Raw genomic sequence first — 22,306 nt, forward strand, 5'->3', positions numbered from 1 at the left:
TGTTTTCATGAATCAGCACGCGTGCCCTTGCGGCAGCGAAACCGTGCGCGAGCAGGCGGCCCAATGGTTTGCCCGCAGCCGTGATGGCGCCCTGGCGCTGGCGCAACAGGGTGAGATGCAGCGCTGGCTGGCCGAGCACCCACAGCACCAATACGAATTCGATCTGCTCGGCACGCTCTGGGACGCTGCCGGGCACGTGCCGCGTGCGCGTCTTGAGGCCCTGTGCCAGGCCGATCCGGTCAGCCAGTTGCCGCGTCGGCGCTTCATCAGTCAGGCATTGGCGGCCGGTGTTGCGAGCCTGGCGCTGGGTTTGGGCTGGTTTGGCTGGCAGCAGCACCAGCTCAATTATCAGGACCAGGTGCAGACGGCCCTGGGCGAACGTCGTCAGCTCGACTTGCCGGATGGCTCACAGCTTGAAGTCAACGGTCGAACGCAACTGGTCGTACAGTTCAGCGCCGGTCAGCGGCGTATCGAATTGCGTGAGGGCGAGGTGATGTTCAGCGTCGCCCACGACAGCGGGCGGCCTTTCATGGTCAGCACCGGGCATGGCACGGTGACGGTCACCGGTACTCGCTTCGATGTTCGCCAGGACCCGGAACAAACCCGCGTGGCGGTCGAAAACGGCTCGGTGCGGGTTGAAGGCCGTGATGCCTCCAGGGCTCTGCTGACCGCCGGGTTCGGTTCGCATATCGATGCCCGCGGCCAGGTGGCGGCGCCCTACGCGGTGGACGCCGCAGCAGTGACCGCCTGGCGCAAGGGCAAGCTGGTGTTCAACGATGTACCCCTCAGCGAAGTGGTCAAGGACGTTTCGCGCTACCGTGAGCTGCCCCTGCGTGTTGCCCCCGGCAAAGTCGCCGCGCTGCGCTTGAGCAGCACCTTCAATGCCGACGATACCGACGCCTTGCTGCGGGCGTTGCCGAGCATCCTGCCGGTGACCATCAAGGCCCATGCCGACGGCTCCAGCGAAATAATCGCAAAATAAATTCAGGTTTTTTTTCAGTTGTTCGTCTTCCTGCCCAACTGCAACTGCCAAGCATTTCCATTTGCACGGCATTGACATCTGTACGGACCCTCAGGACCTCTCGACGACGTGAACAACAACAACGTTTCCCCGCGTTCTTCCCGCTGGTTGCCCCTGGCCCTGGCACTGGCTGTCAGCGGCGGTATCGCCAGCGGCCATGCCGCCCCGGCGCCTGCCAGCATCCAGATCCAGGCCCAGCCGCTGGCTTCGGCGCTGAGCCAGCTGGGCCAGCAGACTTCGCTGCAACTGTTCTTCAGCCCTGAGCTGGTGGCGGGCAAGCAGGCGCCAGCGGTCTCCGGCAACCTGCAACCGGAAGAGGCGCTGCGGGCGTTGCTTGAGGGCAGCGGCCTGATCTACGAAATTTCCCAGGGCACCGTCGTCCTGCACCCGGCGCAGACTGCCGGGACCTTGACTACCGGCAGCCTGGAGCTGGCACCCACCGACGTCAAGGTCGTCGGTGACTGGCTTGGCAGCGCCGAAGAAACCGTGGTCCATAACCATCCCGGCGCACGTACCGTGGTGCGCCGCGAAGCGATGATCGAGCAGGGCGCATTGAACGTACGCGACGTGCTGCGCGGTGTGCCGGGGGTCCAGGTGCAGGACTCCAACGGCACCGGCGGCAGCGACATCGCCTTGAACGTCGGCGTGCGTGGCCTGACCTCGCGGTTGTCGCCACGCTCCACGGTGTTGATCGACGGCATCCCGGCAGCCTTCGCGCCTTACGGCCAGCCCCAACTGTCGATGGCGCCGATCTCCTCTGGCAACCTCGACAGCATCGACGTGGTGCGTGGCGCAGGTTCCGTGCGCTATGGCCCGCAGAACGTCGGCGGGGTGATCAACTTCGTCACCCGGGCGATCCCGGAAAAGGCCACCGGTGAGCTGTCGACCACGATGGAAACCTCCCGCCATGGCGGTTGGAAGCACATCGAGTCGGCTTTTCTCGGCGGCACTGCCGATAACGGCCTGGGCGCGGCGCTGCTGTACTCCGGGGTCAATGGCAACGGCTATCGCAGCAGCAACAACGATAACGATATCGATGACGTGTTGCTCAAGACCCATTGGGCGGTCACCGACAGCGACGAGTTCTGGCTCAATTTTCATTACTACGACGCCAAGGCCGACATGCCCGGCGGCCTGACCCAGGCCCAGTTCGACGACGACCCGTACCAGTCCGACCGCGATTACGATACGTTCAGCGGCCGACGCAAGGACGTATCCTTCAAGTACCTGCGCCAGATCGACGACGTTACCCAGTTCGAAGTGCAGACCTACTACACCGACAGTTTCCGTGGCAGCAGCATCGCTGCCCGCGACCAGAAGACCCTGTCGTCGTACCCGCGCAGCTACCACACCTTCGCCATCGAGCCACGGGTTTCACGGATCTTCTTCGCCGGCCCGACCACTCAGGAAGTCAGCGTCGGTTATCGCTACCTGAAAGAAGCGATGCACGAGCAGTCGACCCGCCTGGCGCTGATCAACAACGTGCCGACCGTGACCCCGACCTCCGACGGCCATGTGTTCCAGGACCGTACCGGCGGTACCGAAGCCAGCGCTTACTACATCGATGACAAGATCGATGTCGGCAACTGGACCATCACCCCGGGTATCCGTTTCGAGCACATCAACACCGACTGGCACGAGCGCCCGGTGCGCGGTACCAACGGCGTGCCCGTGCAGGAAAAGAACCGCAGCGTGACCAGCAACGAGCCGCTGCCGGCGCTGAGCGTGATGTATCACCTGTCTGACGAGTGGAAGCTGTTCGCCAACTACGAGACCTCGTTCGGCAGCCTGCAGTACTTCCAGCTCGGCCAGGGTGGCAGCGGCGACCAGACCGCCAACGGCCTGCAGGCCGAGAAAGCCAAGACCTATGAAGTGGGGACCCGCTACAACAACGGTACCTGGGGTGGTGAGCTGACCGCGTTCTACATCGACTTCGATGACGAGCTGCAGTACATCAGCAACGACATCGGCTGGACCAACCTCGGGGCGACCAAGCACCAGGGCATCGAAGCCTCGATGCACTACGACCTGTCGGGCCTTGATCCGCGTCTGCAGGGCCTGAGTGCCAATGCTGGCTTCACCTACACCCGTGCCACCTATGAAGGCGAGATCCCCGGCTTCAAGGGCCGTGACCTGCCGTTTTATTCGCGGCAAATCGTCAATGCCGGGCTGCGCTATGAGATCAATCGCTGGACCTGGAACCTGGATGCCTACGCCCAATCGAAACAGCGCGCACCGGGGACCGGCATGAATGCCGACGGCAGCTTCAACGGCAACTACATCACCGAGCCGAGTGCCGATGGCCAGTACGGCGACATTCCGGGCTACGTGACCTGGGCGGCGCGCGGCGGCTATGACTTTGGCAAGGAACTGTCGAACCTCAAGCTCGCGGCCGGGGTGAAGAACATCTTCGACAAGCAGTACTACACCCGCTCCAGCGACAACAACTCGGGGATCTACCTGGGTGAGCCGCGCACCTTCTATGTGCAGGCCAGTGTAGGGTTTTAGCCGCAGGGGCCGCTGGCAAGACCGGCTCCCACAGGGTGGGTGGACACCGGACCCTGTGGGAGCTGGCTTGCCAGCGATGCTTTGCAGCGTCAGGCCAGCGCTTGTGCCGGCGAGACAATGCAGGTCTTGCCCCCACGCGAACGCCCCGAACTCAGGTAGGCGGCGATCGATTCCTGGGTCACCTCGCCGAGGAACACCTGCTCGGCATCCAGCACCGGCAACCACGAGCGATTGAACTCGTACATCCGTGACAGCAGGATGCGCAGGTGCTCATCGTGCGACGCGGTGGCGTTGAAGGTGCGCAGAAAATCGGTGCAGCTGCCTTGCTGGCGATGCAGGTCGCGGCGGCGCACATAGCCCATGGCCTTGTTCTGCCCGTCGGTGACTACCAGGTAGCGACGGTCATGTTCGTCCATCAGCTCCAGGGCATCGGCCACCGGTGTTTCCGGGCTTACCGACGGCGCGTTGTCGGCGGCGTCTTCGGCACGCACCAGCAACAGGCGCTTGAGGGTGCTGTCCTGGCCAACGAAGTTGCTGACAAAGTCGTCCGCAGGATGGGCCAGCAGGGTGTCCGGGTGGTCGATCTGGATCAGCTTGCCGGCGCGGAAAATCGCAATCTTGTCACCCAGCTTGATCGCCTCGTCGATGTCGTGGCTGACCATGATCACGGTCTTGTTCAACGCCCGTTGCATCTCGAAGAATTCGTTCTGGATCATCTCGCGGTTGATCGGGTCGACCGCACCGAACGGCTCGTCCATCAGCAGCAATGGCGCATCAGCGGCAAGGGCGCGGATCACACCGATGCGCTGTTGCTGGCCGCCGGACAACTCACGCGGGTAGCGTTGCAGGTACTGCTTGGGTTCGAGCTTGATCATGCTCATCAGCTCGCGGGCGCGCTCGTGGCATTTCTGCTTGTCCCAGCCGAGCAGGCGCGGGACCACGGTGATGTTCTCCTCGATGGTCATGTTGGGGAACAGGCCGATCTGCTGGATCACATAGCCGATGCGCCGGCGCAGGGTCACTTCATCCAGGCCGGTGGTGTCTTCGCCGTTGATCAGCACCTTGCCCGAGGTGGGCGCGATCAGGCGGTTGATCATTTTCAGCGTAGTGCTCTTGCCGCAGCCGGACGGGCCGAGGAACACGCAGATCTCGCCTTCGTTGACGGTCAGGCTGACGGAGTCGACGGCTTTGACGTCTTTGCCGTTGGCGTGAAAGGTCTTGCTGAGGTTCTGGAGTTCGATCATTTGCGCAGTCCTTTTGGAGTCAGGGAGCGTTGCAGGGCTTGCAGCATGAGGTCGGCGAAGATGGCCAGGAGGCTCACCAGTACGGCCCCGACCAGCAGCATCGACATGTCGCTGCGGCTGATGGAGGTGAGGATGAGCACGCCCAGGCCACCGGCGCCGATGGTTGCGGCGATGGTCATGACGCCGATGTTCATGACCACGGCGGTGCGTACACCGGCGAGGATCACCGGCACGGCGATGGGTAGCTCGACCATGCGCAGGCGCTGGCCGAAGGTCATGCCGATGCCACGGGCGGCTTCACGAATGCCCGGCTCGACGTTGGTCAGGGCCAGGTAGGTGTTGCGCAGAATCGGCAACAGCGAATAGAGAAATACCGCCGTGATCGCCGGCAACGGCCCCAGGCCCTGGCCGAACTTGGAGTAGAACGGCAGCAGCAGGCCGAACAGGGCGATCGAGGGGATGGTCAGCAGCACCGTGGCGCTGGCCTGCAACGGGCCTGCGAGCGCCGGGAAGCGGGTCATGAGGATGCCCAGCGGAACGCCGAACAGAATCGCCAGGCTGACGGCGATACCGACCAGGGTGATGTGCTGCCAGGTCAGGTGCAGTACCTGGGCCCAGTCGAGGTGGGTAAAGGTATCGAGCATGTTATGGCTGCTCCTGTGCAGGTGGGTGCTGGCGCAGGTACTCGGCGGCGACTTTGCCCGGGCTCTGGTGCTCGACATCGACCTTGGCGTTGAGCTGGCGCATGGTCTCGTCGTCGAGCTGTTCGGCCAGTGGCTTGAGCAGGCTGGCCAGTTGCGGATTGGCGTCGAGTACGGCCTTGCGCACCACCGGCGCCGCGGTGTAGTCGGGGAAGTAGTGCTTGTCGTCTTCCAGCAGCTTGAGGTCAAAGGCGCTCAGGCGGCCGTCGGTGGTGTACACCAGGCCACTGAATACCTGGCCGTTGCGCAGCGCGGTGTAGACCAGGCCGGCGTCCATCTGGCGGATGTCGCGGCGGGTCAGTTGCAGGTCGTAGGTTTCGGTCAGGCCCACCAGGCCATCGGGACGGTTGGCGAACTCGGTGTCCAGGGCCACCACGTGGGGGCGGTCCTTCTCGTCGCGCAGCAGCTGGTTCAGTTCGCTGATGCTGTTGATCTGCGGGTACTGCTCGGCAACCTTGCGTGGCAGGGCCAGGGCGTAGGTATTGCTGAACTTCGACGGCGTCAGCCAGATCAGGTCTTTCTTCGCATCCAGTTCCTTGACCCTGGCGTAGGTGGCTGCGGCGCTGGGCATGCGTTCGTCGACATGGTTGTAGGACACCAGCGAAACACCGGTGTATTCCCAGACCATGTCCAGCTGGCCGGTTTCGTGGGCGCTGCGGGCAAGGTTGCTGCCCAGCCCGCCGGTGATGCGTACGTCGAAGCCGTTCTGGTTAAGGTACTGGGCGGTGATTTCAGCCAGCACCGTCTGCTCGGTGAAGACCCGCGCACCGAGGCGGATCACAGGTTTGCTGGCGGCCTGGGCAAATCCTGCGAACAGCAGGGCCGCGCCCAGCAACAAGGCGATTCTTTTCATGAGAGTTCCTTCGCTTAGTGGGCCAGGCCGCGTTCAAGCCAACGGCGGCTGGACTGCGCCACCAGGGCGTCGAGCAGCAGGGCGAGCAGGGCGGTACAGGCCGCGCCAAGCAGCAGTTGCGGCTGATTGTTCAGGGCAATGCCGGGGAAGATCAGGCTGCCCAGGCTATTGGCGCCAATCAGGAACGACAGCGGCGCAGTCCCGACGTTGATCGCCAGCGCCACCCGCACACCGCCGACGATGATCGGCACGGCGTTGGGCAGCTCGACCCGCCAGAGGGTCTGGCGCGGGGTCATGCCGATGCCGGTGGCGGCTTCCTTGAGCGAGGCGGGAACGTTTTTCAGGCCTTCGTAGGTGTTGCGCACGATCGGCAGGAGGGAGGCGAGGAACAGCGCGAAGATCGCGGGACCGGCGCCAATGCCCAGGAAACTCAGGGCAATGGCCAGAACGGCCAGAGGGGGGATGGTGTTGCCAATGTTGAAAAACTGCATGAAGCGTTCGGCGCGGTCGACCCGGTGTGGTCGACTCAAGGCAATCCCAGCGGGTATGCCCACGGCTAACGCCGCCACCATCGACAGCAACACCAGCATCAGGTGCGCTTGCAGGTAGAACCACAGATCGGCGCGGTAGTGCGCGATCGTATCGATGCCGATCCAGTGGATCAGCAGGGCCAGGATGACGAGCACGAAGGCACATCCCATCAGCCCCTTGCCATAGCTTTTAGCCACAGGCGGACTCCTTTTGTTGTCGGCGAACACACTCCCGTGGCGGCCACCATTCCAGGCGGCAGGCAGTGTGATCGCGATAAGCAGCGCGTTGTCCGAAAACGGAGCGGAACACGCCATAAGCGAAGCCTCGTCAGGCTCGTAGTGCCGGTGAAACCAACCCTGACGAACGGTCATGACCGATTGCGGATCAGGGGAGTGGACGCCTCCACAGCCGTAAAGGTTCCCATCTGAAGCGGCATTTGGCCAGCGCTGATTAACCCAACGGTTCAGTTCGGGGGCAAATTTGGGCTATAATCTGCGCCCTTTTTTTGAATCACCTGCCAGGCGATTTCCCATGACCAACCAGGCCGCCGAAGTCGCGAAACGCCGCACCTTCGCCATTATTTCCCACCCCGATGCGGGTAAGACCACCATCACCGAAAAGCTCCTGCTGATGGGCAAGGCAATTGCCGTCGCCGGTACGGTGAAATCGCGAAAGTCCGACCGCCATGCCACCTCCGACTGGATGGAAATGGAGAAGCAGCGTGGTATCTCCATCACCACCTCGGTGATGCAGTTCCCCTATCGCGAGCACATGATCAACCTGCTCGACACCCCGGGCCACGAAGACTTCTCGGAAGATACCTACCGTACCCTCACCGCCGTCGACTCGGCGCTGATGGTGCTCGACGGCGGTAAAGGGGTCGAGCCACGGACCATCGCCCTGATGGACGTCTGCCGCCTGCGTGATACGCCGATCGTCAGCTTCATCAACAAACTTGACCGTGACATCCGCGACCCGATCGAACTGCTCGATGAAATTGAAGCGGTCCTGAAGATCAAGGCCGCACCAATCACCTGGCCGATCGGTTGCTACCGCGATTTCAAGGGCGTGTACCACCTGGCGGGCGACTACATCATCGTCTACACCCCGGGCCACGGCCACGAGCGCACCGAGGTGAAGATCATCGAGAAGCTCGACTCCGATGAAGCCCGCGCCCACCTTGGCGACGAGTACGAGCGCTTCCTCGAGCAGCTGGAACTGGTGCAGGGCGCCTGCCACGAATTCGACCAGGGCGAATTCATGCGTGGCGAGCTGACTCCGGTGTTCTTCGGTACCGCGCTGGGCAACTTCGGTGTCGACCACGTGCTCGATGCCGTCGTCGACTGGGCGCCACGTCCGCTGCCGCGCGAGGCCAACGAGCGCGCCGTCGAGCCGACCGAAGAGAAGTTCAGCGGTTTCGTGTTCAAGATCCAGGCGAACATGGATCCCAAGCACCGCGACCGTATCGCCTTCATGCGTATCTGCTCGGGCCGTTACGAAAAAGGCATGAAAATGCGCCACGTGCGCACCGGCAAGGACCTGCGCATCGGCGATGCGTTGACCTTCTTCTCCTCCGAGCGTGAGCAGCTGGAAGAGGCCTGGGCCGGCGACATCATCGGCCTGCACAACCACGGCACCATCCAGATCGGCGATACTTTCACCGAAGGCGAGGCCCTGGGCTTTACCGGTATTCCGCACTTCGCTCCGGAACTGTTCCGCCGCGTGCGCCTGAAAGACCCGCTCAAGTCCAAGCAACTGCGCCAGGGCTTGCAGCAACTGGCTGAAGAGGGCGCGACCCAGGTGTTCTTCCCGGAGCGCAGCAACGACATCATCCTCGGCGCCGTCGGTGTGCTGCAGTTCGATGTGGTCGCCAGCCGCCTGAAGGAAGAGTACAAGGTCGAGTGTGCCTACGAGCCCATCACCGTCTGGTCGGCGCGCTGGATCAGCTGCGACGACAAGAAGAAGCTCGAGGAATTCAAGAACAAGGCCGTGGAAAACCTGGCCATCGACGGCGGTGGTCACCTGACCTACTTGGCTCCGACCCGGGTCAACCTGGCGCTGATGGAAGAGCGCTGGCCGGATGTGAAGTTCCGCGCGACCCGCGAGCATCACTGATTGTCATACCCCGCCGCCTTCGGTGCGGCGGGGTTGCCTCCCTCATGGGTGCAGTTCTGCGCCTAACCGGTAGATCAGCAATGCCAGGCTGTCGGCATTGGACAGCATGATCTGCGCGCGTTTTTCGTTGTCATTCAAGAACACCTGGCGGGCCTGGTTGAGGTCCCGGGTGCCGGTGATCTTGATCGGTTGCCGATGCCTTGCGTAACCAGAGCGGTGCATGGGCAGCAACAGCCTGCGCCTTGGCCCGCTCCCGCAGGCTACCCAGGCCCCCGGCAATCTCGTCACGTTCGCTGTAGTAGCGGTTGAGCGCTTTGACCACATTGCCCGGGCTGTCGCGGCACTGGCCTGCCATTGTGTTTTGTTCGCGGGGTGCCAGATCAACTCGATCAAGGACAGGGCCGGGGTGCTGCCGCGCGAGGGGTGTACGGTGATGGCGTGCAGCAAAACGTTGCAGGCCGGTGGTAAAAGGCAACCGGGGGCCGATCCCCGCGGCAATCGCTGGAGATTGCCGCGGGCAAGCAGGACAGGGGTGTTACTTATATCAATTGCCGGCCTTGATGCTGGTCCAGATCCGGGTGCGGATACGGTCGATCTTCGCCGGCATCGCTTCCAGGGCGTAGAGCTTGCCGAGCATCTCGTCGCTCGGATAGATCATGGTATTGGCCTTGAGCGCGGGGTCGACCAGGGGGTCGGCCTTGAGGTTGCCGTTGGCGTATTGCACATGGTTGCTGATGTTGGCCATCACCTCAGGCTGCAGCAGGTAGTTCATGTAGGCGTAGCCGGCTTTTTCGTCCGGGGCGTCGGCCGGCATGGCGACCATGTCGAACCACATCGGCGCGCCTTTCTTGGGGATCGAGTAGCCGACCTTCACGCCGTTGTTGGCTTCTTCGGCCCGGTTCCTGGCCTGCAGCACGTCGCCGGAGAAGCCCACTACCACGCAGATGTCGCCGTTGGCCAGGTCAGCGGTGTACTTGGAGGAGTGGAAGTAGTTGATATACGGGCGCACCTTCATCAGCAGTTCTTTGGCCTTGTCGTAATCCTTCGGCTGCTGGCTGTGGTGCGGCAAACCCAGGTAGTTGAGGGCGATGGGCAGCAGTTCCGGGCCGTTGTCGAGCACCGCCACGCCGCAGCTTTTCAGCTTGCTGATGTACTCGGGCTTGAAGATCAGGTCCCAGGAATCCACCGGGGCATCGTCGCCCAGCACCGCCTTGACCTTGTCGATGTTGTAGCCGATCCCGGTACTGCCCCACAGGTAGGGGAAGCCGTACTGGTTGCCCGGGTCGTTGACCTCCAGGGCCTTGAGCAGCACCGGGTTGAGGTTTTTCCAGTTGGGCAGCTGGCTTTTGTCTAGTTGCTTGAGCGCCTTGCCCTGGATCTGCCGGGCCATGAAGTGGTTGGACGGGAACACCACGTCATAGCCGGAGTTGCCGGTCATCAGCTTGCCGTCGAGGGTTTCGTTGCTGTCGAACACGTCGTAGGTCGGCACGATGCCGCTGGCCTGCTGGAAGTTCTTCAGGGTGTCGGGGGCAATGTAGCTGGACCAGTTGTAGATTTTCACCGTATCGGCCGCCTGGGCGATGGAGGCGGCCAGCAATAGTGGTGCGAAGAGCAATGGGCGCATGTCTGGATTCCTTGCTTGGTCTGTTTTTTATCGAAGGAGGCAGGCGATCAAATGATCAGAAAATCAGCACGTAGGTCTTGCGCACGGTCTCCTGGATATCCCAGATGCCGGTGCTGTTGGCCGGCAGCAGGATGGCGTCGCCGGCTTCAATGGTCAGCGGTTCGCCGCCGTCAGGGGTGAAGGTGCAGCGGCCCTTGATGAAGTGGCAGAACTCCTGCTGGACGATCTGCCGGCGCCAGCGTCCCGGGGTGCATTCCCAGATGCCGGTTTCGACGCCATCGCTGCGCTCGACGCAGGTCACCGAGGCGATCGAGACCGGCTCGCCGAGCGGCACGGCCACCGGGTTGGATTCGTCCAGGGTGACGCTGTCGGTGTTCTTGAACTGGGTAATGCTCATACCGGTGAGTCCTGTGCAGGGGGATCGAAAAATCAGCGCATGAAACCTTCCATGAAGTCCGCCACGCCGCTGGCCAGGCGTCGGCGCCAGGGGGCGCTGGACGGGTTGGCGAGGGTCTGGTCTTCATGGACGAAACTCTTGATGATCGCGTTGTAGCCCAGCCAGCGGCAGGGTTCCGGCTCCCAGCCGGGCAGGCTGTGCAGGGCACGGTCGTGGCTGGCCCAGGGTTGTTCGGTGAGCACGCCGCGCCGCTCAAGAATCAGATCGGCCAGGGTGCGTCCGCCGAGGTTGCTGGCGCCAACGCCTTCGCCGCCGTAGCCGCCGGCCAGGGCAATGCCCTGGTTGCGGTCGCAGAACATGTGCGGTGCAAAGCGCCGGGCCATGCCCAGGTTGCCGCCCCAGGCGTGGGTGATGTTGACGTTCTTCAGTTGCGGGAACAGTTCGCCGAACAGGTAGCGGCGCAGCTCGATTTCGCTGCTGGTGAGGTCGAAGTTCTCGCGCAGGCGTCCGCCGAATCGGTACCCCCCGCGCGCGCCAAACACCAGGCGGTTGTCAGCGCTGCGCTGGCCGTAAGTCACCTGGCGGCTGTTCTCGCTGAAAGCCTGGCCACGGTTGAGGCCGATCTGATCCCAGATCTGTTCGGGCAGCGGCTCGGTGGCCACCAGCAGGCTTTGTACCGGCAATTGATAACGGCCCAGTGGCGGCAGGTTGACCGAGTAGCCCTCGACCGCCGGTACCAGCCACTGGCATTTGACCCGCGCTTGCAGGGTACGTACTTCGCCAGCGCGCCATTGGGTGACGGGGCTGTTCTCATAGAGTTTCACCCCCATGGCCTCTACCGTGCGGGCCAGGCCACGCACCAGTTTGGCCGGCTGGATGGTGGCGACGTTGGGATTGAAGATTGCGCCATAAGGGCGGCTGATGCGCAGCTCTGGCGCCAGCTCGCTGGGGCTAAGCCAGCGGTAGTCGGCTTCGGTCAGGCCCTGTTTGTAGAGTTTGTTCAGGTACGCGCGCAGGCTGGTTTCCTGCTCGGGGTAGCGCGCTGCGCAATACAGCACGCCACCTTTGCGGTAGTCGCAGTCGATGCTTTCGCGTTCGAGCACCTGGGCAACTTCATCGGGGATGCCGTGCAGCAGGTCGTAGGCGGCGCGCCGCTGTTCGGGCGTGCAGCCGGCGAGCAGGCGGTCTTCGCCCAGCAGGTTGCCCATCAGCCAGCCGCCATTGCGCCCGGAGGCACCAAAGCCTGCAATCTGCGCTTCGATGATGGCGATGTTCAGCTGCGGCGCCAGGCGCTTGAGGTAGTAGGCGGTCCACAAGCCGGTATAGCCAGCGCCGATGATGCAGACGTCGACGTCCAGGTCCTGTTGCAGCGCCGGGCGGGCGCTCAACGGCTCATCGAGTTGGTCCATCCACAGGCTGATACTGCGCCATGCCAGCATTGTTCGGCTCCACATTGGTAACGGTCTGTGGCGATCCTAGAAGCTTGCGGGGCGCTGTGTCTTACGTGCGTGCACGCAGAGAATTCTGCTTCACATAGGCCTTGGGCGACAGGCCAGTGTGCTGGCGAAAACACTTGTAGAACGCCGACAGCGAGTTGAAGCCGGCGGCAAAGGCCAGTTCGTCGATGCGCGCGACCGTGGAGGTGGCACCAAGGCTGGTCAGCAGGTGTTGCAGGCGAGCCTGGTTGACGTAGCGGTAGAAGCTCTGGCCGAGCACCTGGTTGAGCAGGTAGGAGATCTGGTTGCGGCTGTAGCCGCTTTCGCGGGCAACGCGCTGCAGGTCGAGTTCCGGGTCGAGGTAAGGTTGCTGGCGCTGGAAGTACTGCTCTAGGTCCTGGGCCATGAAACTCAGCTGGCGCGGTGACAGGCCCAGGCGGCTGACTGCCGGGCGCAGGTCGTTGTGGCCGGGGTCCTGGCTGGGGGTGCGGACCAGCGAGGCGTACTCGTTGACCCGCCAGACCAGCCCGTCGCGCACGGTGATCGCTTCGCTGGACTGGAACGCCACCAGGCCCTCGCCACCACGCAGGGTGACCTGGTACTGGATGAAGGCGGTGCAGCCGTCGACACGTATGCGATCGCTATGGACGATATCTTCATCGGCTTCGCCGGGCATGCTCACGCGCACGTATTCGCGCAGCTCATCCAGGTGCAGGACGCGGTTCTGGAAGTAGTCGTTGTACTGGATATCGGGGTGATACAAGGCCATGACCCCGTCGAGGTCGCGATGCTTCCAGCACAGGTGGTAGCGCAGGACGGTGGCGGCGGTTTCCGGGGTTTGTTCCGGGCCGTCGGGGATTGGGTCTGGGGTCATTGACTGATAGTGCCCCAAGGCTGATCAAGGCTCAACTGCCGTTGGGGCCGCTGCGCGCCCCAATCGCCGGCAAGGCCGGCTCCCACAGGGTCCGGGACACAGGGATCCTGTGGGAGCTGGCGTTGCCAGCGATGGGCTGCAAAGCAGCCCTTAGAGGAACTGCTCGGCGTAATGGCACGCCACCTGCCGCGTCCCCACCTGCCTGAACGCCGGCTCCTCGGCAGCACAACGCTCAGTGGCATACGGGCAACGCTTGTGGAAGGCACAGCCAGGCGGCGGGTTGAGCGGGTTGGGCAGCTCGCCGGCGATCTTGATCTTCGGCTTGAGCGGGTCCGGATGAATGGTTGGCGTGGCCGACAGCAGCGCCTGGGTGTAAGGGTGCAGCGGTTTGGTGTAGATGTCCTCCTTGGGGCCCATTTCCGCTGGCCGGCCCAGGTACATCACCAGCACCTGGTCGGCCACATGGCGCACTACCGCCAGGTTGTGGGAGATGAACACATAAGCGGTGTTGAACTCTTTCTGCAGGTCCATGAACAGGTTCAGCACCTGGGCCTGGATCGACACGTCGAGGGCCGAAGTCGGCTCGTCGGCTACCAGCACTTTCGGTTGCAGCATCATCGCCCGGGCCAGGGCGATACGCTGGCGCTGACCACCGGAGAACATGTGCGGGTAGCGCTGGTAGTGCTCGGGGCGCAGGCCGACCTGCTGCATCATCGCCTGGACCTTTTCGCGGCGCTCGGCCTTGGACAGCTTGGTGTTGATCAGCAGCGGTTCGCCCAGTTGGTCGCCGATCTTCTGCCGCGGGTTGAGCGAGGCGTAAGGGCTCTGGAACACCATCTGCACGTCCTTGCGCAGTTGCTTGCGCTCGGCCTTGTTGGCCCCGGCGACTTCCTGACTGGCAATCTTCAGCGAGCCGGACGACGGCTCCTCGATCAGGGTCAGGGCCCGGGCCAGGGTCGACTTGCCACAGCCGGACTCGCCAACCACGGCCAGGGTCTTGCCCGCTTCCAGTTCAAAGGACACACCGTTGAGTGCACGTACCAGGGCATGGCCCTTGAACAGGCCACGGGAAACTTCATAGTGACGGGTCAGTTCACGGGCGGTAAGGACGACGGTCATTACGCCACCTCCTGGTTCAGCGGATAGAAACAACGCACCAGGCTATGGGCCTGGGGATCGAGGGTCGGCCGTTGCCGACGGCAGCTGTCCTGCACATAGGGGCAGCGCGGCGACAGCAGGCAACCCTCGGGGCGGTCATAGCGACCGGGGACGATACCTGGCAGGGTCGCCAGGCGCTCGGCGCCTTCACTGTGCTCGGGAATCGCCGCCAGCAGCGCTTCGCTGTAGGGGTGCGCAGGCACGTCGAACAATTCCGGCACCTGGCCGACTTCCACGGCCTGCCCTGCGTACATCACGCACACGCGCTTGGCGGTTTCGGCAACCACGGCGAGGTCGTGGGTGATCAGGATCAGCGCCATGTTCTGCTCTTTTTGCAGGTTGAGCAGCAACTCCATGATCTGCGCCTGAATGGTCACATCGAGGGCGGTGGTCGGTTCGTCGGCGATCAGCAGTTTGGGTTCGCCGGCAATCGCCATGGCGATCGCCACCCGCTGGCTCATGCCACCGGAAAGCTGGTGCGGGTAGGCGTCCAGGCGGCTTTCGGCGCCGGGAATTTCCACCTTCTTGAGCAATTCCAGGGCACGCTGGCGGGCGGCTTTGCCACGCAGGCCGAGGTGCTGGCGCAGCACTTCTTCGATCTGGAAGCCCACGGTGTAGCTGGGGTTGAGGGCGGTCATCGGGTCCTGGAAGACCATCGCCATATCCTTGCCCACCACCTTGCGCCGTTGCCGGCCGCTGAGCTTGAGCATATTGGTGCCGTCGAAGGTCAGGGCATCGGCGGTGATCCGCCCCGGTGCGTCGATCAGGCCCATCAGTGCCATCATGGTTACCGATTTGCCCGAACCCGATTCGCCGACGATGGCCAGCACTTCACCTTCATTGACCGTGAGGTCCAGGCCGTCGACCACCGGTACCGCGTTGGCGTCGCCAAAGCGCACATTCAGATTTTTTATTTGCAGAAGTGACATGGCGATCTCCTCAGGCGGCATTCTTGAGTTTCGGGTCCAGCGCATCGCGCAGTCCGTCACCCATCAGGTTGATTGCCAGCACGCTGAGCAAAATGGTCAGGCCAGGCAGGCTCACGACCCACCAGGCGCGTTCGATGTAGTCGCGGGCCGAGGCCAGCATGGTGCCCCACTCGGGGGTTGGCGGCTGCACACCAAGGCCGAGGAAGCCCAGGGCGGCAGCGTCGAGGATCGCCGAAGAGAAGCTCAGGGTGGCCTGGACGATCAGCGGCGCCATGCAGTTGGGCAGCACGGTGACGAACATCAGCCGTGGCAGGCCGGCACCGGCCAGGCGTGCGGCGGTGACGTAGTCGCGGTTCAGCTCGCCCATAACTGCCGCGCGGGTCAGGCGCACATAGGACGGCAACGAGACGATGGCGATGGCGATCACGGTGTTGATCAGGCCAGGGCCGAGGATGGCGACAATCGCCACGGCCAGCAGCAGCGAGGGCAGGGCCAGCATCACGTCCATCAGGCGCATGATCGACGGGCCGAGGATGCGCGGGAAGAATCCGGCCAGCAGGCCAAGGAAGATCCCCGGGATCAGCGAGATCACCACCGACGACAGGCCGATCAGCAGCGACAGGCGCGAGCCCTGGATCAACCGCGAGAGCAGGTCCCGGCCGAGCTCATCGGTGCCGAGGATGAACTGCCAGTTGCCACCTTCGAGCCATACCGGCGGGGTCAGCAGGAAATCACGGTACTGTTCGCTGGGATTGTGCGGCGCCACCCAGGGGGCGAACAACGCGCAGAACACGATCAGGCTCATGAACATCAGACCGGCGACCGCGCCCTTGTTGCGTGAAAAGGCCTGCCAGAACTCCTTGTACGGCGAAGGGTAGAGCAGGCTCTGGTCGACAGCGGTGGCCGGGGTGGTGACAGATTTCGGAAGTGGGGTAGTCATGACGGGGCCCTCAGCGCTGATGACGGATGCGTGGGTTGGCCAGGCCGTAGAGGATGTCCACGACGAAGTTGACCAGGATCACCAGGCAGGCAATCAACAGGATGCCGTTCTGTACCACGGGGTAGTCACGGGCGCCGATGGCTTCGATCAGCCACTTGCCGATGCCCGGCCAGGAAAAGATGGTTTCGGTCAGTACCGCACCGGCAAGCAGGGTGCCGACCTGCAGGCCGAATACTGTCAGCACCGGGATCAACGCGTTGCGCAGGCCGTGCACGAACACCACGCGGGCCGGAGACAGGCCCTTGGCCCGGGCCGTGCGGATGTAGTCTTCACGCAGCACTTCGAGCATGGAGGAACGGGTCATCCGTGCGATTACCGCCAGCGGAATGGTGCCGAGCACGATGGCCGGCAGGATCAGGTGCATCAGCGCATCCTTGAAGGCGCCTTCTTCGTCGCTGAGCAGGGTATCGATGAGCATGAAGCCGGTTTTCGGCTCGATGTCGTAGAGCAGGTCGATGCGTCCGGAAACCGGGGTCCAGCCCAGGCTCACGGAGAAGAACATGATCAGGATCAGGCCCCACCAGAAGATCGGCATCGAGTAGCCGGCAAGCGAGATGCCCATGACCCCGTGGTCGAACAGCGAACCGCGCTTGAGCGCGGCAATCACCCCGGCCAGCAGGCCGATCACGCCAGCGAAAAACAGTGCCGCCATGGCCAGTTCGAGGGTCGCCGGGAACAGCGCGAGGAACTCGGTCCAGACGCTTTCGCGGGTGCGCAGCGATTCGCCAAGGTCACCCTGGGCGAGCTTGCTGACGTAGTCCAGGTACTGTTCGGGCAGCGGCTTGTTCAGGCCAAGGCGTTCCATGGCCTGGGCGTGCATTTCCGGGTCGACCCGGCGCTCGCCCATCATGACCTCCACCGGGTCGCCGGGTATCAGCCGTATGAGCGCAAACGTCAGCAAGGTGATGCCGAAGAAGGTCGGGATCAGCAATCCCAGTCGCCGGGCAATAAAACTAAACATCTTCTGGAGTACCTCATCAGCCGGTCAGGCATGCCCACCGGCACCCGGGTGGGGCGCCGGCGGTCGTTCTTGTTCTACTTCACCTGGGTAGTGGCGAAGTTGTTATTGGTGAGGGGATTGATGTGGTACCCCTCAACGTTGTCGCGCATGGCGGTAAACATCTGCGGGTGCGCCATGCTGATCCACGGTTGATCTTCATCGTACACCGCCAGAGCCTTTACATAGAGCGCTGCACGCTCATCGTTGTCGGTGACTTCGCGGGCCTTGGTGATCAACTGCTGGAAAGTTTGATTGCACCAGCGGGCATAGTTCTCGCCACTTCTCACCGCGTCGCAGCTAAGCAGTGGGCTGAGGAAGTTGTCCGGGTCGCCGTTGTCGCTGGCCCAGCCGGTGGAAACCATATCGGCTTCGCCTTTTTTGGCGCGGCGCAGCATCTCCGCCCACTCCATCACGCGGATGTCGACGGTCAGGCCGATCTTGGCCAGGTCTGCCTGGAGCATTTCGGCGCTCAGTCGCGGGTTGGGGTTGGTCGGGCCGCCGCCGTTGCGGGTGAACAAGGTCAGCACCGTGCCCTCGGGCACACCGGCTTCCTTGAGCAGGGCACGAGCCTTGTCGAGGTCGCGGGGCGGGTTCTTGTTGTCGGTGTTGTAGCCGATCATGGTCGGTGGGTAAGGGTTGACCGCGACCAGCGCGTTGCCTTTGCCGAACAGCTGGTCGACGTGGGTCTGGCGGTCGAAGGCGATATTGATGGCTTTGCGCACGCGCACATCGCTCAGGTACTTGTGTTCAGTGTTGAGCGAGATGTAGCCGGTGGTCAGCGCTTCCATCTCGGCCACTTTCAATTTGGGGTCGGCCTTGATGCTGGGGATGTCGTCGGGCTTGGGATACAGCGCCACCTGGCACTCGTTGGCCTTGAGCTTCTGCAGGCGCACGTTGTTGTCATTGGCGATGGCGAAAATCAGCGCATCGGCTGGAGGCTTGCCGCGAAAGTACTCCGGGTTGGCCTTGTAGCGAACCTGCGCGTCCTTGTTGTAGCGCTGGAAGATGAACGGGCCGGTGCCGATTGGTTTGCTGTTGAGGTCGGTGGTCTTGTCAGCCTTGAGTAGCTGGTCGCCATATTCGGCAGAGTAGATCGAGGTGAAGGCCATGGCCAGGTCACGCAGGAAGGGCGCTTCGGGGCGGGTCAGGGTGAAGACAACGGTGTGCTCGTCGGTCTTCTCGACGCTTTTGAGCAGGTCCTTGAAACCCATGCTTTCGAAATAGGGGAAGCCGATGCTGGTCTTGTTGTGCCACGGGTGATTCGGGTCCAGCTGTCGTCGGAAACTCCACAACACGTCGTCGGCATTCATGTCGCGCGTGGGCTTGAAGTAATCGGTGGTGTGGAACGTGACCCCTTCGCGCAGGTGGAACGTGTAGGTCAGGCCGTCGTCACTGATGTCCCAGCGTTCGGCCAGGGCCGGCTGGATATCGGTGGTGCCTGGCTTGAAGTCGACCAAGCGGTTGAAGATGGCCTCGGCCGAGGCATCGGCGGTCACGGCAGTGGTGTACTGGACGATATCGAAGCCTTCCGGGCTGGCCTCGGTACACACCACCAGCGGCTTGGCCGAGAGGCCCGCCGCAGTACTCAACAGGACGGCTGCCAGGGCAGCCTGTAGTGGTAACAGTTTCATGAAACCTCCTGCAATCGATTAACCAGAGTAGCCGTCCCGGTCGATTCGGCGAACCGACCGGGCCAGGGCGTTCTAGAGGAAATTGAATGGAATGGTGGTGACAATCCGCAGCTCGTCCAGGCTGCCGTCGGCCTGGGCCTTGCTGGCCCGGTGGGCGGTGTAGGTCGCGCGGATGGTGGTGTCCTTGAGCGTGCCGCTCTGCACCGCGTAGGTGGTGCCGATGCCCCACTCGTAGTGGTTCTCGTCGTCCAGGCCACGGACGTCGTAGCCGGTGCTCTTGTAGTGGGTACCGTCGATGCCCCAGCCGCGGGCGTTGTACAGGTTGAACTTGAGGCCGGGTACGCCGTACTGGGCCATGTTCAACACGTAGGCGATCTGCATCGATTTCTCGTTCGGGCCGTTGAAGTCCGAGAGCAGGGAGTTGGCCAGGAAGATCGCGTTGGTGTCGTGCAGGTAGTCGAAGTATTCGTTGCCGTTGACCTGCTGGTAGGAGAAGGTCAGGTTGTGGGCCTGGTGGGTCAGGCCGAACGACAGACTGTAGGTGTCGTTATCAATGTCGCCGAGCTTGCTTTTGCCTTCGTCCTTGGTCTTGTAGTAGTTCAGGCCAGTGGTCAGGCTCAGCACCGCGCTGTCGCCCAGCTCATGGCTGGCGCCGAAGTAGTACTGGTTCCACAGGTCTTCGACGTTGGACACGTAGAAGCTGGTTTTCAGGCTCTTCAGTGGCTGGTAGCTGACGCCGGCGATGTTGACGTGATCGGCTTCAAAGGCGCGATCACCATACTCGGCAACGAATTTGCTGGTGCCTTGTTCGGTCCGGGTCGAGAGCCGGTCGAAGGTGCCGATATCGAAGGACAGGTTGTCGAATTCTTCGCTGCGGATGCTCACACCCTCGAAACTCGACGGCAAGGCGCGGTTGCCGATATAGGCAAGCACCGGGGTGTCCATCGATTGGCGGCCGGCGGTCAGGGTGGTGTTGGAGACCCGCGCCTTGACGTTGGCCAGGCCCATCTTGCTCCACTGGCCGATGACGTCGCCATCGCTGTGGGTCAGAGTCCGGTTGTTCGGCCCGGCGACTGCGGCACGGCCCCGCTCCAGGGCGATGGCGTTGTAGGCGGCGACTTCGGTGCTGAAGCCGACGGTACCTTCGGTAAAGCCCGAGGTGTAGTTGAGGATGGTGCCCTGTACCCAGTTGTCACGGCTGTGGGTGTCGTGTTGGGTGCCGTCGCTTTTGTAGTACTTCCACAGCGGCGCGCGGGTGGCGCGTTCGCGGGCGTACCAGTTGCGGGTCGAGCCGGACAGGCTCTGGCCTTCGATGAAGCCCTTGGCTTCGCTCTGGGCGCTGGTGGATTTGACGCTGACCGGAACGAAGTCCTGGCTGGCGGGCTCGGCTTGGGCCATGGCTGACAGACCACTGAGGGACATTGCCAGTACTGCGGTTTTGGTTCGTCTCAAGGTAAAGCTCCCTTTTCTTTTCTTTTTTTAGTTACCGCCTGGCTTTGTGAGCTGGGCGTCTTGCCGGTTGGTACAAGGGTTGCAATCGTTTGCTGTAAGGCGATCGGGCATATTCAGGCTGATATCGGGCGCGAGGGTGGAGTGCACCCCCGTGGCCGATGCAGTGGTTTATTCGGTACTGACGCCTGAGAAGTTGTTGCGCCCGAAGGGGCTTACCTTGAAATCCACGACCTTGGCACTGAGCGGCTGGTTGACCGTCGAATGGGCGATCGGGGTGATGGGCAATTGTTGCTTGAGGCGCTGTTGCGCCTGTTGGTAAAGCGCGGTGCGTTGCTCGCGGTCGGTGATGGTCTTGGCTTTCTTGACCAGGGCGTCGTACTGCGGGTCGCACCACATGGAGTAGTTGTTGCTGCCAATCGCGTCGCAGCTGTACAGGGTGCCGAGCCAGTTGTCCGGGTCACCGTTGTCGCCGGTCCAGCCGATCAGCGAGATGTCGTGTTCACCGTCCTTGGTGCGCTTGAGATATTCGCCCCATTCGTAGCTGACGATCTTCACGTTCAGACCGACCTTGCCCCAGTCGGCCTGGAGCATTTCGGCCATCAGCTTGGCATTGGGGTTGTACGGGCGTTGCACAGGCATGGCCCAGAGGGTGATTTCAGTGCCTTCCTTGACCCCGGCGGCCTTGAGCAATTCGCGGGCCTTGTCCGGGTTGTAATCGGCATCCTTGATGCTGTCGTCGTAGGACCACTGGGTCGGCGGCATGCTGCCCACCGCCAGCTGCCCAGCCTCCTGGTACACCGCTTTGACGATGGCCGATTTGTTGATCGCCATGTCCATGGCCTGGCGCACCTCGAGCTGGTCGAAGGGTTTGTGCCGCACGTTGTAGGCGATGTAGCCGAGGTTGAAACCGGGCTTCTCGATGACCTGCAGCTTCGGGTCGCTCTTCAGGGCGTTGAGATCGGCGGGGCGCGGGTGCAGGGTGACCTGGCATTCGTTCTTGCGCAGCTTCTGGATGCGCACCGACGGGTCGGTGTTGATCGAGAAGATCAACTGGTCGATCTTCACCTGGCTCGGGTCCCAGTAGTCCTTGTTGCCGCGGTAGCGGATCTGCGAGTCCTTCTGGTAACGCTGGAACACGAACGGACCGGTGCCGATCGGCTTCTGGTTGATGTCGCTGGGGCGCCCCGACGTCATCAGATGCTCGGCATATTCGGCCGAGAGCACAGAGGCAAAGTTCATCGCCAGGTTTTGCACAAAAGCGGCATCGACGCTGTTGAGGGTAAAGACCACGGTCATCGGGTCGGTCGTCTCGATCCGCGCGATGTTCTTGTCCAGGCTCATGCTGACGAAGTAGGGAAACTCGGTGGGGTAGGCCTTGCGGAACGGGTGGTTGCGGTCGAGCATCCGGTTGAAGGTGAACAGCACGTCGTCGGCGTTGAAGTCGCGGCTCGGGGTGAAATCCTTGTTGCTGTGGAACTTGACCCCTTCGCGCAGGTGGAAGGTGTAGGTCAGGCCATCGTCGGAAACCTCCCAGCTTTTCGCCAGGGCCGGCTTGACGGCCGTCGCACCGCGTTCGAATTCCACCAGGCGGTTATAGATCGGTTCGGCGGCGTCATTGTCGGTGGCGCTGGTGTACTGGGCGGTGTCAAATCCGCCCGGGCTGCCTTCGGAGCAGAACACCAGGTTTTTGGCCAGGCTTGCCGGGGCCTGGGCGAGCAGGCCGAAGCCCAGCAGTGCCGCATAAATCGGGGTGTGGCGCATGACAGTCCCTTCTCTCTTGTTGTTTTTCACGTGGTCCATGGCGCACAGCTGTACGAATCGCGCCGACTACG

Annotated in this window: 19 protein-coding genes; 3 read left to right on the forward strand and 16 right to left on the reverse strand. The window is 62.7% G+C overall.

Annotated features, from left to right (window positions below):
• Positions 1 to 7: 7 nt before the first annotated feature.
• Positions 8 to 982: a FecR family protein gene (locus ABM562_RS06750; RefSeq protein ID WP_460421231.1), complete on the forward strand. Its 975-nt coding sequence runs from the start codon at positions 8 to 10 to the stop codon at positions 980 to 982.
• A 108-nt stretch (positions 983 to 1,090) separates the two neighbouring features.
• Positions 1,091 to 3,529 carry a TonB-dependent siderophore receptor gene (locus ABM562_RS06755; protein WP_134064197.1) on the forward strand — a complete coding sequence of 813 codons (2,439 nt, stop codon included), beginning with the start codon at positions 1,091 to 1,093 and terminating at the stop codon, positions 3,527 to 3,529.
• A gap of 89 nt (positions 3,530 to 3,618) precedes the next feature.
• Here ABM562_RS06755 and ABM562_RS06760 read toward each other — a convergent pair whose 3' ends face one another.
• Genes ABM562_RS06760 through ABM562_RS06775 form a run of 4 tightly spaced genes read right to left on the reverse strand, consistent with a single transcriptional unit; the run spans position 3,619 to position 7,055 of the window.
• Positions 3,619 to 4,773, reverse strand: coding sequence for an osmoprotectant ABC transporter ATP-binding protein OsmV (locus ABM562_RS06760; RefSeq protein ID WP_115088624.1), 1,155 nt, complete (start codon positions 4,771 to 4,773; stop codon positions 3,619 to 3,621).
• Positions 4,770 to 5,417: an ABC transporter permease gene (locus ABM562_RS06765; RefSeq protein WP_115088623.1), complete on the reverse strand. Its 648-nt coding sequence runs from the start codon at positions 5,415 to 5,417 to the stop codon at positions 4,770 to 4,772. Before ABM562_RS06765 ends, ABM562_RS06760 begins: the two co-directional genes overlap by 4 nt.
• A 1-nt stretch (position 5,418) precedes the next feature.
• Positions 5,419 to 6,327 (reverse strand): glycine betaine ABC transporter substrate-binding protein, encoded by a 909-nt coding sequence (locus tag ABM562_RS06770; protein ID WP_115088622.1) that lies wholly within the window; start codon positions 6,325 to 6,327, stop codon positions 5,419 to 5,421.
• Positions 6,328 to 6,341: 14 nt separating this feature from the next.
• Positions 6,342 to 7,055, reverse strand: a complete 714-nt coding sequence (locus tag ABM562_RS06775; RefSeq protein ID WP_115088621.1) for an ABC transporter permease — start codon at positions 7,053 to 7,055, stop codon at positions 6,342 to 6,344.
• A 334-nt stretch (positions 7,056 to 7,389) separates the two neighbouring features.
• Between ABM562_RS06775 and ABM562_RS06780 the strand changes: the two genes are divergently transcribed.
• Entirely contained in the window at positions 7,390 to 8,973 is a 1,584-nt protein-coding gene (locus tag ABM562_RS06780; RefSeq protein ID WP_010223431.1) for a peptide chain release factor 3, read from the forward strand.
• A 42-nt stretch (positions 8,974 to 9,015) separates the two neighbouring features.
• Here the strand turns inward: ABM562_RS06780 and ABM562_RS06785 are convergent, their stop codons facing one another.
• The 12 genes from ABM562_RS06785 to ABM562_RS06840 form a co-directional block, all read right to left on the reverse strand.
• Entirely contained in the window at positions 9,016 to 9,195 is a 180-nt protein-coding gene (locus ABM562_RS06785; protein WP_460421235.1) for a hypothetical protein, read from the reverse strand.
• Between the two features lie 322 nt (positions 9,196 to 9,517).
• Positions 9,518 to 10,597, reverse strand: a complete 1,080-nt coding sequence (locus ABM562_RS06790) for a polyamine ABC transporter substrate-binding protein (protein ID WP_460421237.1) — start codon at positions 10,595 to 10,597, stop codon at positions 9,518 to 9,520.
• A 55-nt stretch (positions 10,598 to 10,652) separates the two neighbouring features.
• Complete coding sequence (locus tag ABM562_RS06795) at positions 10,653 to 10,994, reverse strand: cupin domain-containing protein (protein ID WP_115088618.1); 342 nt, start codon at positions 10,992 to 10,994, stop codon at positions 10,653 to 10,655.
• A gap of 32 nt (positions 10,995 to 11,026) precedes the next feature.
• Entirely contained in the window at positions 11,027 to 12,433 is a 1,407-nt protein-coding gene (locus tag ABM562_RS06800) for an NAD(P)/FAD-dependent oxidoreductase (RefSeq protein ID WP_460421239.1), read from the reverse strand.
• Between the two features lie 61 nt (positions 12,434 to 12,494).
• Positions 12,495 to 13,304: an AraC family transcriptional regulator gene (locus tag ABM562_RS06805; protein ID WP_115088616.1), complete on the reverse strand. Its 810-nt coding sequence runs from the start codon at positions 13,302 to 13,304 to the stop codon at positions 12,495 to 12,497.
• 150 nt (positions 13,305 to 13,454) lie between these two features.
• Entirely contained in the window at positions 13,455 to 14,423 is a 969-nt protein-coding gene (locus ABM562_RS06810; RefSeq protein ID WP_460421242.1) for a peptide ABC transporter ATP-binding protein, read from the reverse strand.
• Positions 14,423 to 15,391, reverse strand: coding sequence for an ABC transporter ATP-binding protein (locus ABM562_RS06815; RefSeq protein ID WP_115088614.1), 969 nt, complete (start codon positions 15,389 to 15,391; stop codon positions 14,423 to 14,425). Before ABM562_RS06815 ends, ABM562_RS06810 begins: the two co-directional genes overlap by 1 nt.
• Before the next feature lie 10 nt (positions 15,392 to 15,401).
• A complete protein-coding gene (locus ABM562_RS06820) occupies positions 15,402 to 16,331 on the reverse strand; it encodes an ABC transporter permease subunit (RefSeq protein ID WP_036993939.1) in 930 nt (309 codons plus the stop codon).
• Between the two features lie 10 nt (positions 16,332 to 16,341).
• Complete coding sequence (locus tag ABM562_RS06825; RefSeq protein WP_036993941.1) at positions 16,342 to 17,352, reverse strand: ABC transporter permease subunit; 1,011 nt, start codon at positions 17,350 to 17,352, stop codon at positions 16,342 to 16,344.
• Between the two features lie 74 nt (positions 17,353 to 17,426).
• The gene (locus ABM562_RS06830; RefSeq protein WP_115088613.1) at positions 17,427 to 19,022 is read right to left on the reverse strand and encodes an ABC transporter substrate-binding protein; all 1,596 of its coding nucleotides are present in this window, start codon (positions 19,020 to 19,022) and stop codon (positions 17,427 to 17,429) included.
• Between the two features lie 72 nt (positions 19,023 to 19,094).
• Complete coding sequence (locus tag ABM562_RS06835; protein WP_460421326.1) at positions 19,095 to 20,444, reverse strand: OprD family porin; 1,350 nt, start codon at positions 20,442 to 20,444, stop codon at positions 19,095 to 19,097.
• Between the two features lie 198 nt (positions 20,445 to 20,642).
• Complete coding sequence (locus ABM562_RS06840; protein ID WP_460421245.1) at positions 20,643 to 22,235, reverse strand: ABC transporter substrate-binding protein; 1,593 nt, start codon at positions 22,233 to 22,235, stop codon at positions 20,643 to 20,645.
• Between the last annotated feature and the right edge of the window lie 71 nt (positions 22,236 to 22,306).

The organism is Pseudomonas sp. ZL2, from assembly GCF_054788455.1.

Coding starts and splice junctions, on each gene's coding strand:
- ABM562_RS06815 (WP_115088614.1), bottom strand. CDS start 15,391: ATGTCACTTCTGCAAATAAAAAATCTGAATGTGCGCTTTGGCGACGCC.
- ABM562_RS06795 (WP_115088618.1), bottom strand. CDS start 10,994: ATGAGCATTACCCAGTTCAAGAACACCGACAGCGTCACCCTGGACGAA.
- ABM562_RS06800 (WP_460421239.1), bottom strand. CDS start 12,433: ATGCTGGCATGGCGCAGTATCAGCCTGTGGATGGACCAACTCGATGAG.
- ABM562_RS06810 (WP_460421242.1), bottom strand. CDS start 14,423: ATGACCGTCGTCCTTACCGCCCGTGAACTGACCCGTCACTATGAAGTT.
- ABM562_RS06770 (WP_115088622.1), bottom strand. CDS start 6,327: ATGAAAAGAATCGCCTTGTTGCTGGGCGCGGCCCTGCTGTTCGCAGGA.
- ABM562_RS06790 (WP_460421237.1), bottom strand. CDS start 10,597: ATGCGCCCATTGCTCTTCGCACCACTATTGCTGGCCGCCTCCATCGCC.
- ABM562_RS06840 (WP_460421245.1), bottom strand. CDS start 22,235: ATGCGCCACACCCCGATTTATGCGGCACTGCTGGGCTTCGGCCTGCTC.
- ABM562_RS06750 (WP_460421231.1), top strand. CDS start 8: ATGAATCAGCACGCGTGCCCTTGCGGCAGCGAAACCGTGCGCGAGCAG.
- ABM562_RS06835 (WP_460421326.1), bottom strand. CDS start 20,444: ATGTCCCTCAGTGGTCTGTCAGCCATGGCCCAAGCCGAGCCCGCCAGC.
- ABM562_RS06785 (WP_460421235.1), bottom strand. CDS start 9,195: ATGCACCGCTCTGGTTACGCAAGGCATCGGCAACCGATCAAGATCACC.
- ABM562_RS06820 (WP_036993939.1), bottom strand. CDS start 16,331: ATGACTACCCCACTTCCGAAATCTGTCACCACCCCGGCCACCGCTGTC.
- ABM562_RS06830 (WP_115088613.1), bottom strand. CDS start 19,022: ATGAAACTGTTACCACTACAGGCTGCCCTGGCAGCCGTCCTGTTGAGT.
- ABM562_RS06780 (WP_010223431.1), top strand. CDS start 7,390: ATGACCAACCAGGCCGCCGAAGTCGCGAAACGCCGCACCTTCGCCATT.
- ABM562_RS06760 (WP_115088624.1), bottom strand. CDS start 4,773: ATGATCGAACTCCAGAACCTCAGCAAGACCTTTCACGCCAACGGCAAA.
- ABM562_RS06825 (WP_036993941.1), bottom strand. CDS start 17,352: ATGTTTAGTTTTATTGCCCGGCGACTGGGATTGCTGATCCCGACCTTC.
- ABM562_RS06765 (WP_115088623.1), bottom strand. CDS start 5,417: ATGCTCGATACCTTTACCCACCTCGACTGGGCCCAGGTACTGCACCTG.
- ABM562_RS06805 (WP_115088616.1), bottom strand. CDS start 13,304: ATGACCCCAGACCCAATCCCCGACGGCCCGGAACAAACCCCGGAAACC.